Below are 15,438 nucleotides of genomic sequence, written 5' to 3' on the forward strand. Positions count from 1 at the left end.
TTTCCTTTAGTCTCTACTTTTTATCTCATCATCGATCTCTTGTAAAAATCTATCTACAAGCTCGCTTTCAGGCAGTCTTGCGACCACTTCGCCGTGACGCATGATCATGCCATTTCCTTTGCCAAATGCTATGGCAACATCTGCACCTTTTGCCTCGCCGATAGCATTTACCACGCAGCCCATGACCGAGACGTTTAACGGCTCTTTTATCCCTTTTGTCTTTTCTTCTACGAGCTTTACTGCTGCCATTAGATCAGCTTGTAAACGCCCACAAGTTGGGCATGAGATGATATTTAGACCCTCTTTTTGGCGGCCACTATCTTTTAAGATCGCCTTTGCGACTTTTATCTCCTCTTCTAGCTCGCCTGTGATGCTAACTCTCATCGTATCGCCTATACCCTCAAGCAAAAGCCCACCAAGCGCGATCGCGGACTTGATAGTGGCGTGAAATGTTGTACCAGCCTCAGTAACACCAAGATGAAACGGATAGTTTGTCTTTGGGCGAAGCGCCCTATAAGCTTGCATAGTGCGCTCGACGTCGCTTGATTTGAGCGAAATTTTAATGTCTGTAAAGTCAAAATCCTCAAGAAGCTTGATGTTATACATCGCACTCTCCACCATCGCCTCCACAGTGCGGCCGTAGCGATCCTCAAACTGCTTTTCAAGCGAGCCAGAATTTACGCCTATGCGGATAGGTAAATTTCGCTGCTTGCAGGCATCAACGACCGCTTTTATGTTTTTGGCTGAGCCGATGTTGCCGGGATTTATGCGGATAGCATCAACAAATTCGCTAACGATTAAGGCGTAAGTGTGGTTAAAATGTATGTCTGCAACAACTGGTATGGGTGAGCCTGCGACGATCTGCTTTAGCGCGCTGGCGTCTTCTTTGTCAAAAACTGCGCAGCGCACGATGTCACAGCCTGCAAAGTATAGCCTTTGTATCTGCTCAAGCGTGCCTTTTACGTCCTTTGTCTTTGAAAATGTCATTGATTGCACGGATATTGGCGCGTCGCCACCTATTGAAACATTACGAATTTTTATCTGTTTTGTTGGGTATCGTTGCAAAATTTTGCCTTTAAATTTTTATTGGGGATTATAAAGAAAAATGGCTTTTAAAAGGCTTGAAAATTTATTTTTAATAGTTTATAAAAATTAGTATTTTTATTAGATGTAGTTTCTAAAATTTTACTTACTCTTTATAGCCAACTTATCAAATTTCATAATGCTTTCATAAGCCTTAGGTTTCTCTATTATCTATTTTAAAATTTACCATGTCTTTGTTGGATAGTTTTTAGACTAATATTTTAACTAAAGTTGACCGGGTCTATATCAATATCGCTAAGCTCGCTTTTGCAGAGGCTTGCAGCTTTTAAAAGAGGTATATGAGAGTTTGAACGGAGTAAAATTTCATATCTAAATTTGCTTCCAAGATACTCTATCTGGCACTTTCCGTATCCTATGATCTCAAGTTCATCGCTTCTTAAAGGTTCTATTCTTTGCACAAATTCATTCATTGTATTTTTTACTATGTGTTCATTTTTATGTGAGATGATAATGCGAAGAAGCCTAGTAAATGGCGGATATAGCCCCTCTCGGTAGCCAATCTCTTCTTTTAAAAATGCGTCGTAGTCGCTAATGAAGCCTTCAAAAAATTCTCTTTGCTTGCTTTGTATGATGACCCTGCCAACTCCGTTTCTACCAGCTCTGCCAGCTACTTGCATAGCAAGAGCTAGCGTTCTTTCTCTGGCTTTAAAATCAGGAAAGTTTAAAAGCTCGTCAAAGCCCATAATGACAGCAAGCTCGACGTTGTGGTAGTCGTGACCTTTGCTTAGCATCTGCGTGCCAAGCAAGATGTCTATTTTACCGTCGTTAAATTCTTTTAAGGCCTTTACGAGCTTGTTTTGCGTAGTGATCTCATCTCGGTCAAATTTAGCGATCCTGGCGTTTGCAAACTCAGCTTGCAGTCGCTCAAGTAGCTCGCTGGTGCCGATCTTTTTGGCCTCTATCATCTCGCTACCACACTGGTGACAGGTCTTTGGCACAGCCATTTTGTGCTCACAGTATTGACACTTTAGCACGTTTTGTTTTTTGTAGTAGCTCATGCCGATACTGCAAAATGGGCACTTTAGCGTTTCACCGCAGTTTTTGCAGACTAGATATTTAAAATTTGCCCTTGTTGGCAGGCAGATGACAGCTTGTTTTTTATTCGCGAGTGTTTTTGAAATTTCATCTTTTAAAATTTCACTAATTCCAGTTTCACTCTCGTCAAATATATAGCTCTTTTGTGAGTCAAAAAATGTCCCTTTTAGGCGAAAATGCTCCTGCTTGTAAAAGCTAGTAAGGCTTGGTGTGGCACTTCCAAGCACCACTTGCAGGTCAAATTTACCAGTTAGAAAAAGGGCAAGATCTCTTGCGTTGTAGTGTGGTTTTGAACCTGTATTTTTGTAGCTATCGTCGTGTTCTTCGTCGATGATGATGAGTTTTAGCCTCTCAAGTGGTAAAAATAAAGCAGATCTTGCACCTGCAATGAGCCTTGCCTTGCCACTTTTTATATCTTGTAAAATTTTCTCTTTTTTCTTTGGCGTGATCTTTGAGTGCCAGACTGCTACTGCCTCGCCAAAAAAGCCCTCAAGACGCTTTTGCATCTGTGGTGTAAGTGAAATTTCAGGCATCAAAAATAGCGCTTGACCGCCTGCGTTTAAAATTTCTCTGATCTTTGCTATGTAAATTTCGCTTTTTCCACTTCCAGTGTCACCAAAGATGAGTGAAATTTTACGTTTATTTATAAATTCCAAAGCCTCTTGCTGCCGCTCATTTAGCTTTGGTGCTATATCAAAGTCTTGTTTCTCGTAAAATTCTTCTGATAAATCGATACTGTTTGGCTCAAATAAATTTAGACTAACGCCTAATTCGCAGGTATAGTAGTATGAGATAAAGGTTGCCAGTTCGCCTTGGATTTGGGTTAGATTGATTGGTAAAATTTCTAAAATTTTACTTGTTTTAAACTCTGGTTTGCCAGTCTCGTTTACGATAAAAGCAGTAAGAATTTTGCCTCTTAAAGAAGCCTTTACGCCTTGAAATTTTTCTAGTTTTTGATCGCTTTCATAAGTTAGCGGGGCTAAATTTAGCCCATAAAATGCGAGTATGTAATAATGCATTACTGAAGTGATTTGCAAATTTCATTTTCATCACTGCAACCAAAATCACCAGTATTTTTGTCGTATTTGAAATTTGCTACTTTGCCATCTAGCCTAAATGTATATTTGTCATCGCTTATTCTGTGCCAGCCATTTTTGCTACCGCTATCTTTTATCGGTATATTTATAACATTTTTAAAGAGTTTGCTTGGATCGCCATCGTCTAGTTTTTGTGGAAATTCTGGCTTTGCTTGCAAGATATTATCATTGTATTTTAGTGAAATTCCGCTTCTTATAGCAGCAAGTTGAGTTTTGGCATTTGAGATGGTAGCATCACTTCTAGAAAAAAATAGCCTAGGTATAGCGACTGTGCTTAAAATACCTAGTATAACTACTATAAATATTAGCTCAAGCAAGGTGTAAGCTCGTCTTTTCATCTCTCTTCTCGCTTTAATATCTCATCAACATTGCCAGTTAAATTTTTTACTGCCTTTATCACAGCATAATTTTCATAACATTTTTCTATAAAGGCATTTAAAAGCTCTTTTGGCTCGATAAATTGGCGCCCGCCCATTAAATTTTGCCAGTCATCTTCAAAGAATTTAGCAAAATCATCATCAAGCGTGATCGTGTAGTCGCGAGATGATATCGTGAGCGTAATTTTTTTCATATTTTAACCAAGCTTATCTGCCAAGGACAGCTTCGATTTTTCTCATTACATCGTCAGCTTCGGTATTTTTCTTGTCAAGATCCTCTTCTAAACGCATGATTTGATTGCTTTTTGCCTCATTTTGTGCTTTTAAAGTTACGATCTCATTACGCAACTCTTCGTTTGTTTTGCAAAGCTCGTCATATTTTGTGATCAGGTCATTTACTTTATCGCTTAGTGTGGTTAAGATCGCATTATCTTCAAACATAAAAGTTCCTTTAAAATAATAATTAGGCTCGTATTCTAACACGCAGAGGCTAAATTCTTATTAAAATTCTTATTTGACAAAGCACTATCTTTGCTATAAAATTCGCCCAAATTTAAAGGCAATCAATGAGTAAATTTGAAATTTCATCTAAATTTAGCCCAAGTAGCGACCAAGCAAGAGCGATAAAAGAGATAGTAAAAAGTATAAAATCAGGCAATAAATACCAAACTCTTCTAGGTGTGACAGGATCTGGCAAGACTTTTACCATGGCAAACGTCATACGTGAGCTAAATATGCCAACGCTTATCATGACGCATAACAAATCCCTTGCCGCGCAGCTTTATAGCGAATTTAAGGGCTTTTTCCCAAAAAACCATGTCGAGTACTTCATAAGCTACTACGACTACTACCAGCCAGAGGCCTATATCCCAAGAAGCGACCTATATATAGAAAAGGATAGCTCGGTAAATGAGGAACTTGAGCGCTTGCGCCTCTCTGCGACGGCTAGCTTGCTAAGCTTTGATGATGTGATCTGTGTGGCCTCAGTCTCTGCAAACTACGGCCTTGGTAACCCAAGCGAGTATAAAGGGATGGTGGCATATCTTAGCGTAGGGGAGAAGATAAGCCAAAGAAAGCTTTTAGAGCAGCTTGTGGATATGGGCTATAAACGCAATGACAACTACTTTGACAGGGGGGATTTTCGTGTAAATGGCGATGTGGTGGATATTTATCCAGCTTACTATAACGACGAAGCCCTAAGGGTCGAGTTTTTCGGTGATGAGATCGATGCAATGTATCATTTTGACGTGCTTGATAACAAAAGGCTAAAGGATATCTCTAAATTTACGCTTTATGCGACAAGCCAGTTCATAGTGGGTTCTGATAGGCTAAAGATCGCGATGAAAGAGATCGAAGAGGAGCTTGATGCGCGCTTAAAAGAATTTAACGAGCAGGGCAAGCTAGTAGAGGCGCAGAGACTAAAGCAAAGGGTGGAGTTTGACCTTGAGATGATGGCAAGCACGGGCATGTGCAAGGGCATCGAAAACTACGCGCGCCACCTAACTGGTCAAAAGCCCGGAGAGACGCCGTACTCGATGTTTGACTACTTTGAGATAAGCGGCAAAGACTATCTGGTTATCGTCGATGAGAGCCACGTGAGTTTGCCGCAGTTTAGGGGTATGTACGCGGGTGACAGGAGCCGTAAAGAGGTACTTGTGGAGTATGGATTTCGTTTGCCATCAGCGCTTGATAACAGGCCGCTTAAATTTGACGAGTTTATAAGCAAAAAGGCGAAATTTCTCTTTGTTTCAGCCACGCCAAACGAGTATGAGCTTGGTATCAGCCAGGGGCACGTATATGAGCAAATTTTGCGTCCTACGGGGCTGCTTGATCCTTTGATTGAGATAAAAGATAGTGACAATCAAGTTGAGGCACTGTTTGACGAGGCAAAGGCGGTCATCGCAAGAGGTGAGCGTGTGCTGGTTACGGTGCTAACTAAAAAGATGGCCGAGGAGCTAAGCCGCTACTACATCGAGCTTGGCATAAAGGTCAAGTATATGCACTCAGACATCGACGCGATCGAGCGAAATGAGATCATTAGAGGGCTTAGAAGTGGCGAATTTGACATGCTAATAGGCATAAATTTGCTTCGTGAGGGGCTTGACCTGCCTGAAGTGAGCCTGATAGCGATAATGGACGCCGATAAAGAGGGCTTTTTGCGCTCGACCACGAGCCTTATACAGACGATGGGGCGCGCGGCTAGAAATGTAAATGGCAAGGTATTAATGTTTGCCAAAAAGGTAACAAAATCCATGAAAGAGGCCATCGATACGACGACTGCTAGGCGTAAATTTCAAGATGAATACAACAAAGCTCACGGCATAACGCCGCACTCTGCTAGCAGAAATATCGAAGAGAGCTTGCACGTCGAAGATGATGGCGAAATTTATAAGCGTGGTAAAAATTTAGAAAAGATGCCAGCTAGCGAGCGAGCCTCGATCGTAAAAGAGCTAAGAAAACAGATGCTTGAAGCGGCGGCGCAGCTGGAGTTTGAGAAGGCGGCAGCGCTAAGAGATGAAATAGCAAAGATGAGAAAACTATAAAAAAGACAAGCCCTTTTTGTTTTATACTGCGTTGGATATCGCTTCAAACTTCGGTCACGTATCATATATACACTCCCTCGTTTTTGTTCATCCGCCTTGTCTAAAACAAAAATTTTCTTGTCTTGGTGGCTTAAATTTATTTGTCCTATCTTCGGTCGAAAATTTCTTCGTAGTATTTAAAATCATCACAAGATACTTTACTTTTATATTTGGTTGTCAAATTTTAAAATTTACTTACTATCTAAATCTACTACAAAATACCGCTGACCAAAAACTATTGCTTGGTTTTTGTATCTTTAAGCTTAGCTTTGCCTTTATAGAGAAGTAAAAATTTTTCTCTCTTTGACAAGTTTTGCCTAAATTCTAGCTCGTATCAAATTTTGCCTGCTCAACAAAATTTAAAGCCCGAAAAGTAAAATTTGCAAAATTAGCTCTAGGGTCGAGAAATTTGATTGCCTCTATCGTAGCTTTACTCCAAAGTTGGGCGTGGCAGAGGATACGGTCTGTGGCTCGGGACATTGTTATCTGGTGCCTTTTTTGGTAAAGCAGCTTGGTAAAAGCAAGATCGTATCACTTCATGCATCAAAAAGAGGTAGCGAGACCGCTTGTAGCTCAAGGATGACGGCAGGTTGATGCTTGGCAGAAAGGCTGTATTCTTTTCTACGCTGTTAGTGGGCTATTTTATAAATTTAAGCTCTGCTAACTGGCTTTAAGAAGTAGCTTGACACCGCGCAGACAAGTGAGACTGCGGCAATAAAGTAAAATGAGTGCGTTAGGCTAAAGATGTCAGCGATCTTGCCGATGACTGTTGCGAATATGCCGCCGATAGTTATACTAAGGCCAAGTGTTACGCCTGAGGCTAGGCCGATCTGATTTGGCAAATAAAGCTGCGCAAGGGCGATCGAGGGGCTAAAAGATAGGCTGATGCAGGCACTCACGCAGATGGAGGCCGCGAGAAATAGCGCGTAGCTGTCGATAAAAAGCATTAGCACGACTAGCGGTGCGGCGATGCTTAGGCTTATTTTGATGAGTCTAACTAGGCCATATCTATCCGCTAGCACTCCGCCAAATAGCGTAGAGATAGCACCTGCAGCAAAAAAGAGGCTTAAATTTATATTTGCAGCCTCTTTGCTAAGGCCAAAAATTTTGATGAGGTAGATGCTAAAAAATGCTGAAAAGCCAAAAGCGACAATCGAGCGTGAAAATATACAGACGCAAAGCCTTAAAAACGCGCCCAAATCGTCTTTCAAAGCACTATTTTTTGTGAAATTTGCTTTTTGTGATTGCCCTCGAGCGCTTTTATAAATTTGCCCTTTTTAAGGTATAAAAGTGTTAGTAAAATTTGAGGGATTACAAAGATCAGAGTCCCTTTTAGGCCAAAATTTCCCACAAAAACTGCGACTAAAATGGGCCCAACTGCAAAGCCGACATTACCTCCAAAAGAAAATATGCTTATGCTTTTGGCTCTATTTTTGGCGTTTGATGCATAGTTTACGATCCTTGCGGCACTTGGGTGAAAAAGAGCGGCGCCGATACCGCTTATCATCACGCAGACCAAGATGAGGTAGTAGTTTGTGACAAAGCCAGTTAGGCTCATGCCCCCGCCCGCTAACAGCAGCCCAAGCGGGATGACGTAGGGAAGCTCTTTTTTGTCGCTTAGGCGGCCGATCAGCGGTTGGATGAGCGAGCTTGCTAAATTTGTGGCGGTCACGAGCGAGGCGGCTGTGGCGTAGTCGTAGTGGTAGCTAGCGATGAAAAATGGCAGCATCGCACCAAGCGCACTTTGGTTTATGTCGCTACAAAAGTGCCCAAGCCCCATTAGATACTTTAAATTTTCCGCCTTTTTCATCTAAAATAGCCCCTTTAAAAGCCCTTTTAAATTTTGCTTTTCGCCGTTTGCGCCTTCATCATCTTTGCCCAGCTTTTTATCTAAAAATCTACCTATCTCTTTTTTGACCTTATTTTCAAGATATTGCGATCTGACATCGTATTTTAGATTATCTGTCGTGCCTGAAATTTGCACGTTTAGATCGGTCTTTTCTAGCCTGAAAACAAGCGGCGCATTAAGCATTTTTGTTGCGGTATTATAAGTGCCGTTTGCAACCTTTATGTCGCTTTTTGGAGAGCTTAAATTTACGTTAAAAACGACGTTATCGCCCTTTATATCGCCGTAAATTTTGCCGTCTTTGTAAATTTCTTTTGTGATATCCTTGCCGGTGAAGATTTTTATATTGTTTGTGAGATTTGTACTGGCTAGGTGGCCCTCTTTTAGCAAGATGTCAAATTTGCCGAGCTTTTGCTTCGTTTCGTAGTCAAATTTAGCATCGCCGTTGCCATCATAAAGGTGCTCTAGCCCTAAAGTCTGCGTTAGTCCCTTTACCTCAAAGTTTTTTAGCACAGCATCAAGCGTGCCAGCTTTGTAGTTAGCCTCGAGTTTGCCCTTAAATAGATCATCTGAAGTGGCTTTTATGGCTAGATCGTCTACTTTGCCATTTGCGGTAATCAGCGCTGCAAATTTACCGTGAAGCTCGCGACCAGCTAAAAATGCAAGCTTATTTAGCTCCGAAACTACCGCTTGAAGCTTTAAGCTTAGCGTGCTTTTGCCCACATCAAAACTGCCATCTATGCCCTTTATATCAGCAAGCGAGCTAAGAAAGTCGCCACTAAATTTTGCCATGTCGCCTTTGTAATTTAGGCTCAAATTTGAGCTAAATTTCTCATTTTCAGGGAATTTTTTATCAAGCATTTTGTTAAGTGCTGTGGCGTTAAATTTGCCATCATTTAAAGTGATCGTTGCGGTGATGCTTGGGCTTTTGTTAAAGATATTTTGCCCCTTTGCTTGGACATTTGTCTTAGCATTTACCAGCCTATCATTGCCACTAAGTGCTAAAATTTCTCCTAACTGCGCCTCTTTTAGGTTAAGATCAAGATTTTCATTTTTTATGGTAGCGTTTAACTTGCCAGCAAAGGCATCGCCGTCTAAATTTAACTCATCTATCTTGCTCTCTTTTACCTTCACATCGCCCGCAAGCACCATCTTTGAGCTCACCTCAAAGCCACTAACCGCTTTAAATTTCTCAGGGTCGCTAATGAGCAGGGCAAATTTGCTAAAAATTTGACTGTTTTTTAGGTCATAAATGCCCCTTACATCCTTTAGCTCGCCAAGATCGCTAAGTACGTTTGCGTCAAAATTTACAAGCTCACCTTTTGCTGTGGCGCCGCCTTTTAGCTCAAATTTCGCCGCATTTTTAAGCTTTGCTAACTCTTTATTTATAAAGCCATTTTTTATCTCAAATTTAGCCTCGCCTACAAGCTTTTTTAGCTCGTCAAAGCCGCTAAAATTTGCATTTAAATTTATCTGCCCGTCTGCGTAGCTAGGCTGCAAAGCAAGCGCTAGAAGCTCTTTTAGTTTGATGCTAGTTGCATTTAGGGCTAAGTTTTTGCTATCAAAATTTGCATTTATCTTGCCGCCAAGGCCGTTTATCTCAGCTTTTAGGTTTTGAAGGGCATTTTCTTGCATTGTAATTTCGCCGTTTGCGTCCACAGAGCCACTTAGTTGTTGATTTAAGAGCTTGCCAAAAAGGGCAAGATCAGGCACATTCATAGAAAAGTCGCTCTTTAAATTTTTGCTAGCTAGATTATAAGTCGTCTCATTTGCTTTTAAAGTGGCTTCAGGTGCGATGATAATGGTTTTTGCGCTCACTTTTTTATTTGCAAATTTAGCATTTACACCGCCTTTAAAGTTTATATCTTTTGCTAAATTTAGTCCAAATTTGTTTTTAAGAATTTCTTTGTTTATCGCTGCATCGCTTGCTAAAATTTGAGCGTTAATGATGGGCTCATTTTTCTCATCAACCCCCTGCATGTTGCTCGTTAGATCAAGCTTGCCGCTAGCTAAATTTGGCTTTTGAGCTAGGGCTGATATCTCAGAAAGTTCGATATTTTTAGCGTCAAGATTTAGAGCTTTTGGCAGGTAGTCTTTTAAATTTGCGTTTAAATTTATGTTTGAGCCAAGCGCCGTGCCAGTTGCCGCTAATTTAAAGTCGCTAAATTTACCAGCCACATTTGCCTTAAGAGCGACATCTTTTTTTAATCCAAGCTTGCTAGCTTTCGACTTGTCGGCGTCTATATCTATGTTCAAATTCATATTTTGAGCAAGTAGTGAAAGCTCGCCATTTGCCTTTAAATTTATGGCATTCATCACGGTCGCTTCTAAATTTAGCGTGCTAAGTCCAAGGCTAAAGTCTTTAAATTTGACATCTATCCCACGAGCGAGTGCCTCTTTTTCTATTTTATTGGCTATAAATTTATTACCAAAAGAGCTAAGGATAAAGCCAAAAATGCAAAGGATTATCAGCCCCAAAGCCACTACTAAATAGGCTATTTTTTTCATAAATTTCCTTTATATTAGTTTTACATATCATAAAACTTTAGTGCAAGTGACTAAAGTTTCAATAAAATTTAACTATAAATTATTGACTTTTTTAGAAAAAAGTGCTAGGATCTCATCACTCAAAAATAAAGAGTGCTAAAAAAGACAATTAAACCAAAAGGATGAACAATGAACTTTCAACCATTAGGCAAGCGTGTTCTAGTCGAACGCGTAGAGGAGACAAAGACCACAGCTTCGGGCATTATTATACCTGATAACGCAAAAGAAAAACCTTTAAGCGGTGAGGTAAAAGCAGTTGGTACTGAAGTAGAGGGTGTAAAAGTTGGTGATAAAGTTGTATTTGCAAAATACGGTGGTACTGAGATAAATTTAGATGATAAAACATATCTTGTTTTAAACATCGACGATGTTTTAGGCGTGATTAAATAATTTAAAAAGGAAAAACAATGGCAAAAGAAATTTTTTACTCTGATGATGCAAGAAACCGCCTATATGAGGGCGTAAAAAAACTAAATGATGCTGTGAAAGTGACAATGGGACCAAGAGGTAGAAATGTCCTTATCCAAAAGAGCTTTGGCGCTCCAAACATCACAAAAGACGGCGTTAGCGTGGCTAAAGAAGTTGAGCTAAAAGATACTATCGAAAACATGGGTGCAAGCCTAGTTAGAGAAGTAGCAAGCAAGACAAACGACCAAGCAGGCGACGGCACTACAACAGCGACTGTGCTAGCTCACGCGATATTTAAAGAGGGTCTTAGAAACGTAACTGCTGGCGCAAATCCTATCGAAGTAAAACGCGGCATGGATAAAGAAGTAGCAGCTCTTATAGATGCACTAAAAAACATCTCTAAAAAAGTTTCTGGCTCAAAAGAGATCGCTCAGATCGCTACTATCTCTGCAAACTCAGACGAGAGCATTGGCAAACTTATCGCTGATGCGATGGAAAAAGTCGGCAAAGACGGCGTCATAACAGTGGAAGAGGCAAAGTCTATCCAAGACGAGCTAAGCGTTGTTGAGGGTATGCAGTTTGACCGCGGATATCTAAGCCCATACTTCATCACAAACCCTGAAAAGATGCAAGTTGAGCTAAGCAATCCATTTATATTACTATTTGACAAGAAGATCACAAATCTAAAAGACCTGCTTCCAGTGCTTGAGCAAGTACAAAAGAGTGGCAAACCACTTTTAATCATCGCTGAAGATATCGAGGGTGAGGCACTTGCAACGCTTGTTGTAAACAAACTTCGTGGCGTGCTAAACATCTCAGCTGTTAAAGCTCCTGGCTTTGGCGATAGAAGAAAAGCGATGCTTGAAGATATCGCTATCTTAACAGGTGGCGAAGTTATCAGTGAAGAGCTAGGCAGAACACTTGAGAGTGCCACTATAAACGACCTTGGACAAGCTTCAAGCGTAGTTATCGACAAAGATAACACAACTATCGTAAATGGCGCAGGCGAGAAGTCAGCGATCGACGCTAGAATCACTCAGATCAAAGCGCAAATCGCTGAGACTACAAGCGACTATGACAAAGAAAAGCTTCAAGAGCGCCTTGCAAAACTAAGCGGCGGCGTGGCAGTTATCAAAGTAGGTGCTGCGACTGAGACTGAGATGAAAGAGAAAAAAGACCGCGTAGATGACGCTCTAAGTGCTACTCGTGCAGCTGTTGAAGAGGGCATCGTAGTAGGTGGCGGTTCAGCTCTTATCCTTGCTTCAAAGAGCGTAAATTTAAATTTACAAGGTGACGAGGCAATCGGTGCTGAGATCGTTAGAAGAGCGCTTCGTGCTCCACTTCGCCAAATCGCTGAGAACGCTGGCTTTGACGCAGGCGTAGTAGCAAATGCAGTTGAGACAAGCAAAGATGCAAATTTTGGCTTTAACGCTGCAACTGGCGAATATGTAAATATGTTTGAAGCTGGTATCATCGACCCAGTAAAAGTTGAGAGAGTTGCGCTTCAAAATGCTGTTAGCGTGGCCAGCTTGCTACTAACAACTGAGGCAACTATCAGCGAGATAAAAGAAGAAAAAGCAATGCCTGCAATGCCTGACATGGGCGGAATGGGTGGTATGGGCGGCATGATGTAGCAGCCCTTTTCGAGCTAGAGCCTTCTAGCTCGAATTTTTATACTTCAAAATTGCTTTTACAAGTTTTACCGCTTTTTAAATTTATTCTAGTATTATTTTGCTTTCTTTTACGGAGAACCTATAGTGAAATATGATGAAATTTTTAGAGAATACGATATACGCGGCGTTTATGAGCGCGATCTAAACGAAACAAGCGTCAAGGCGATCGGGTTAAATTTGGGCCGAGAAATGCTACGCCGAGGCGCAAAAAATGTTAGCGTAGGATATGACGCTAGACTAAGCGCGGGCGAGATTTTCGGCTGGTTAGTTAGCGGGCTAAATTTAGCCGGGATCAAGGTTTACGATATCGGTTTGCTACCGACGCCGGTCGGGTATTTTAGCGTATTTACGGACAAATTTGACGCAAACATAATGATAACCGGCTCTCATAATCCAAAAGAATACAACGGCTTTAAAATCACGATTTTTAAGGATAGTTACTTCGGCGAGGATTTGCAAAAGTTAAAAGTCGCCGTACTAGACGACATCGCGGCAAAAACGCAAATCCAGAATGATCTAAGAGCCGAAAAATTTGACATCGCGACGCCTTATAAAAATTTTCTTATAGAGCAGTTTGCGCATTTAAAAGCCTTACCGCTTAAAATCGTCATCGACTGCGCAAACGGAGCGGTCGGAGCGGTTCTGCCCGAAATTTGCGAGGCGTTAAATTTAGACGCTCAAATTTTATACCCAGAGCCCGACGGAAACTTCCCAAATCATCACCCCGATCCTAGCGAGGAGAAAAATTTAAGCGATCTAAAGGCTGCGCTAAAGGGCAAATTCGACATAGGATTTGGTTTTGACGGCGACGGCGACCGCATCGCGGTTCTAACCAAAAAACGCAACATAAAAGGCGACGAACTAGCCTATCTATATAGCCTTGCGATGAAAAATCCCAGGGTGCTGGGCGAGGTCAAATGCTCGCAAAATATGTACGACGAGATTGACGCGCACGGCGGCAAAAGCTTCATGGGCAAAACCGGCCACAGTAATATCAAAAAGGCGATGAAGGAGCTAAATATCGATATGGCGGCCGAGGTGAGCGGGCATATTTTCTTTAAGGAGAGGTATTTTGGCTTTGACGACGCGACGTATGCGATGTTTCGCGCGCTAGAGCTTGTGGCTAAGGGCTTTAACCTAGACGACGAGCTAGATAAACTGCCAAAGGTCTTTAGCACCGACGAGATCAAGATAAAAACGACCGACGCGCAAAAATTTAAGCTGGTCGCAAAGCTAAAAGAGGTTTTGGTAGAAATTTATGAGAAGGGCGACGCGCAAAATTTGCTAGCAGGCCTAGGTAAAATAGCTGAAATCATCGACATAGACGGCGTTAGAGTGAGATTTGAGGACGGCAGCTGGGCGCTGGTGCGAGCCTCGAATACGACGCCGGTTATCGTTACGAGATTTGAAGCCAAGGATGAGGAAAGTTTAAATAAAATCCAAGCTAGGATTAGTGTAATTTTAATGAGTGTGATGTATTAAAAAAAATAACTTAATATAAATTATCTACTATTGGAGAGTTAATGAAAGTATTATTATTGGCTGGTGGTTTTGAAACTAGGCTCGCCGAGGAGATATCTGTTGGACCAAAACCTATGGTTGAAATACGTGATAGACCAATAATTTGGCACATAATGAAAATTTATACGATATCATGTAGCATCTACACAAAGATTTTTAGTTACTTATGAAAATTATATTTGAATTAGTTTTATAATTTTTCCCTTTAAATTTAAATTCAATAGAAATAAGTTTAAAATTGTTTATAAAACTATTTATCGCTGGAAATAACAAAGTTATATTTCGCTTTAGTTTCCACGATTCAGCATAATTTTTATTATCATATAAAACCACAAACAACCTATTTTCTGCCCAAAATCGCATCTCGCCTTGATTTTTATAAAGCCATTTTATTAATCCTTTTTTATCTTTTTTAATATTTTTAAAAACATCTCTTATTTTATCTTGATAATCGTTTAATACTTGTTGATCCCCAGTGTCACTTTTTGCAATATCATTCATTTGAGATAAGGTAACGCCTCTAATAGATGTTTCATTACTTTTCTTGTCAAATGTTATATTTAGTTCGTTAGCTTTACTTTTTAAGAATGATATTTCAGATGTAGTATCTTTGTGTATTGTTTTCCAATGTTCTTTAATTTTTCCGAAGGCATATATGTGACTTTTAAATCAACAGGGGTATTGTTTATAAAAAAGTCAACATTTTTTATTTTGCCAGATGCTGGAATAACACTGTTGTGCTCACAAAATAGATTCTCTATCGAATAGCTACTCTATTGGTTATATACCAACTGTTATATAAATAACCAGACACTGTATATAAAATCGATGTTTTTAGTTTACTTTCCAGCTCTTCAAATTTATAAAACTCTTTAACGTAATATTTAACAATAAATTTATCTAGTGAATTTGTATGGTCTCCTCCCCATCTATAAGTCTCCAGCTTATAAAGCTCATTTTTAACGTCATCTACAGGTAATTTTCCTATTTTTTCAAGATGTTTATCTTTTAAAAATTGATTAATTTTGTCATCAGAAAAAGCAGATTTATATATTAGTTTAAAAAGACTATTGCCTTTATTTCCTTTAATATTTGTTTTTATGCCTATAATGTTTATAAAATCACACAAAAGCTCTTTTCTTGAAATTGCTTTTATTTTTAGCCATTTGATAGATTCTGGGTTTCTTTTTTAAATTCTTGGAGGTTGTTTTCTTTAAAGAGTTTATCCCAATATTCAAATTTAGTAGA

General features: G+C 40.2%; 17 protein-coding genes. 7 read left to right on the top strand and 10 right to left on the bottom strand.

Annotation, left to right across the window (positions count from 1 at the left end; translation table 11 throughout):
• Nucleotides 1-6: 6 nt before the first annotated feature.
• From ispG to CYP51_RS01460, 5 genes are all read right to left on the bottom strand, one after another.
• Nucleotides 7-1,065: a flavodoxin-dependent (E)-4-hydroxy-3-methylbut-2-enyl-diphosphate synthase gene (gene ispG / locus CYP51_RS01440; RefSeq protein WP_103624095.1), complete on the bottom strand. Its 1,059-nt coding sequence runs from the start codon at nt 1,063-1,065 to the stop codon at nt 7-9.
• Nucleotides 1,066-1,304: 239 nt separating this feature from the next.
• Nucleotides 1,305-3,158 carry a primosomal protein N' gene (locus tag CYP51_RS01445; protein WP_103624096.1) on the bottom strand — a complete coding sequence of 618 codons (1,854 nt, stop codon included), beginning with the start codon at nt 3,156-3,158 and terminating at the stop codon, nt 1,305-1,307.
• On the bottom strand, nt 3,158-3,574 hold the full coding sequence (locus CYP51_RS01450; protein ID WP_084042158.1) for a type II secretion system protein: 417 nt from the start codon (nt 3,572-3,574) through the stop codon (nt 3,158-3,160). Before CYP51_RS01450 ends, CYP51_RS01445 begins: the two co-directional genes overlap by 1 nt.
• Nucleotides 3,571-3,807, bottom strand: a complete 237-nt coding sequence (locus tag CYP51_RS01455) for a hypothetical protein (protein WP_054196819.1) — start codon at nt 3,805-3,807, stop codon at nt 3,571-3,573. Before CYP51_RS01455 ends, CYP51_RS01450 begins: the two co-directional genes overlap by 4 nt.
• Nucleotides 3,808-3,820: 13 nt before the next feature.
• Nucleotides 3,821-4,054, bottom strand: a complete 234-nt coding sequence (locus CYP51_RS01460; protein WP_021091279.1) for a cell division protein ZapB — start codon at nt 4,052-4,054, stop codon at nt 3,821-3,823.
• A gap of 125 nt (nt 4,055-4,179) precedes the next feature.
• Here CYP51_RS01460 and uvrB point away from each other — a divergent pair, with 125 nt between their 5' ends.
• From uvrB to CYP51_RS01470, 3 genes are all read left to right on the top strand, one after another.
• A complete protein-coding gene (uvrB, locus tag CYP51_RS01465) occupies nt 4,180-6,156 on the top strand; it encodes an excinuclease ABC subunit UvrB (RefSeq protein WP_103624097.1) in 1,977 nt (658 codons plus the stop codon).
• A 16-nt stretch (nt 6,157-6,172) separates the two neighbouring features.
• Nucleotides 6,173-6,484 (top strand): hypothetical protein, encoded by a 312-nt coding sequence (locus tag CYP51_RS09695; RefSeq protein ID WP_141089678.1) that lies wholly within the window; start codon nt 6,173-6,175, stop codon nt 6,482-6,484.
• 158 nt (nt 6,485-6,642) lie between these two features.
• Complete coding sequence (locus CYP51_RS01470; protein ID WP_258032760.1) at nt 6,643-6,789, top strand: PhzF family phenazine biosynthesis protein; 147 nt, start codon at nt 6,643-6,645, stop codon at nt 6,787-6,789.
• A 56-nt stretch (nt 6,790-6,845) separates the two neighbouring features.
• On the opposite strand, the gene CYP51_RS09745 is transcribed toward CYP51_RS01470, so the two are convergent.
• From CYP51_RS09745 to CYP51_RS01480, 3 genes are read right to left on the bottom strand one after another with little or no spacing between them, the layout of a single operon-like run.
• A complete protein-coding gene (locus tag CYP51_RS09745) occupies nt 6,846-7,406 on the bottom strand; it encodes an MFS transporter (RefSeq protein WP_180997723.1) in 561 nt (186 codons plus the stop codon).
• Complete coding sequence (locus CYP51_RS09750) at nt 7,403-8,005, bottom strand: MFS transporter (protein ID WP_180997724.1); 603 nt, start codon at nt 8,003-8,005, stop codon at nt 7,403-7,405. Before CYP51_RS09750 ends, CYP51_RS09745 begins: the two co-directional genes overlap by 4 nt.
• A complete protein-coding gene (locus CYP51_RS01480) occupies nt 8,006-10,549 on the bottom strand; it encodes a tryptophanyl-tRNA synthetase (RefSeq protein ID WP_103624099.1) in 2,544 nt (847 codons plus the stop codon).
• A 168-nt stretch (nt 10,550-10,717) separates the two neighbouring features.
• On the opposite strand from CYP51_RS01480, the gene groES reads away from it, so the two are divergent.
• The 4 genes from groES (at nt 10,718) to CYP51_RS01500 (ending at nt 14,360) form a co-directional block, all read left to right on the top strand.
• Complete coding sequence (gene groES / locus CYP51_RS01485) at nt 10,718-10,978, top strand: co-chaperone GroES (RefSeq protein WP_087577938.1); 261 nt, start codon at nt 10,718-10,720, stop codon at nt 10,976-10,978.
• Nucleotides 10,979-10,995: 17 nt separating this feature from the next.
• Nucleotides 10,996-12,630 carry a chaperonin GroEL gene (groL, locus tag CYP51_RS01490; protein ID WP_002940160.1) on the top strand — a complete coding sequence of 545 codons (1,635 nt, stop codon included), beginning with the start codon at nt 10,996-10,998 and terminating at the stop codon, nt 12,628-12,630.
• 123 nt (nt 12,631-12,753) lie between these two features.
• A complete protein-coding gene (locus tag CYP51_RS01495) occupies nt 12,754-14,151 on the top strand; it encodes a phosphomannomutase/phosphoglucomutase (RefSeq protein WP_103624100.1) in 1,398 nt (465 codons plus the stop codon).
• A 41-nt stretch (nt 14,152-14,192) separates the two neighbouring features.
• Entirely contained in the window at nt 14,193-14,360 is a 168-nt protein-coding gene (locus CYP51_RS01500; protein ID WP_430516218.1) for a hypothetical protein, read from the top strand.
• Here the strand turns inward: CYP51_RS01500 and CYP51_RS01505 are convergent.
• Nucleotides 14,347-14,691, bottom strand: a complete 345-nt coding sequence (locus CYP51_RS01505; protein ID WP_103624101.1) for a hypothetical protein — start codon at nt 14,689-14,691, stop codon at nt 14,347-14,349. The genes CYP51_RS01500 and CYP51_RS01505 overlap by 14 nt on opposite strands.
• Nucleotides 14,692-14,947: 256 nt before the next feature.
• A complete protein-coding gene (locus CYP51_RS01510) occupies nt 14,948-15,319 on the bottom strand; it encodes a hypothetical protein (RefSeq protein ID WP_103559217.1) in 372 nt (123 codons plus the stop codon).
• Nucleotides 15,320-15,438: the final 119 nt, after the last annotated feature.

This window comes from Campylobacter concisus, assembly GCF_002912895.1.
Classification (GTDB): Bacteria; Campylobacterota; Campylobacteria; order Campylobacterales; family Campylobacteraceae; genus Campylobacter_A; species Campylobacter_A concisus_G.

Bases quoted from the DNA above. Each gene is read 5' to 3' on its own strand.
- CYP51_RS01445 (WP_103624096.1), bottom strand. From the start codon at position 3,158: ATGCATTATTACATACTCGCATTTTATGGGCTAAATTTAGCCCCGCTA.
- CYP51_RS01450 (WP_084042158.1), bottom strand. From the start codon at position 3,574: ATGAAAAGACGAGCTTACACCTTGCTTGAGCTAATATTTATAGTAGTT.
- CYP51_RS01455 (WP_054196819.1), bottom strand. From the start codon at position 3,807: ATGAAAAAAATTACGCTCACGATATCATCTCGCGACTACACGATCACG.
- CYP51_RS01460 (WP_021091279.1), bottom strand. From the start codon at position 4,054: ATGTTTGAAGATAATGCGATCTTAACCACACTAAGCGATAAAGTAAAT.
- uvrB (WP_103624097.1), top strand. From the start codon at position 4,180: ATGAGTAAATTTGAAATTTCATCTAAATTTAGCCCAAGTAGCGACCAA.
- CYP51_RS09750 (WP_180997724.1), bottom strand. From the start codon at position 8,005: ATGAAAAAGGCGGAAAATTTAAAGTATCTAATGGGGCTTGGGCACTTT.
- CYP51_RS01480 (WP_103624099.1), bottom strand. From the start codon at position 10,549: ATGAAAAAAATAGCCTATTTAGTAGTGGCTTTGGGGCTGATAATCCTT.
- groES (WP_087577938.1), top strand. From the start codon at position 10,718: ATGAACTTTCAACCATTAGGCAAGCGTGTTCTAGTCGAACGCGTAGAG.
- groL (WP_002940160.1), top strand. From the start codon at position 10,996: ATGGCAAAAGAAATTTTTTACTCTGATGATGCAAGAAACCGCCTATAT.
- CYP51_RS01500 (WP_430516218.1), top strand. From the start codon at position 14,193: ATGAAAGTATTATTATTGGCTGGTGGTTTTGAAACTAGGCTCGCCGAG.
- CYP51_RS01505 (WP_103624101.1), bottom strand. From the start codon at position 14,691: ATGAATGATATTGCAAAAAGTGACACTGGGGATCAACAAGTATTAAAC.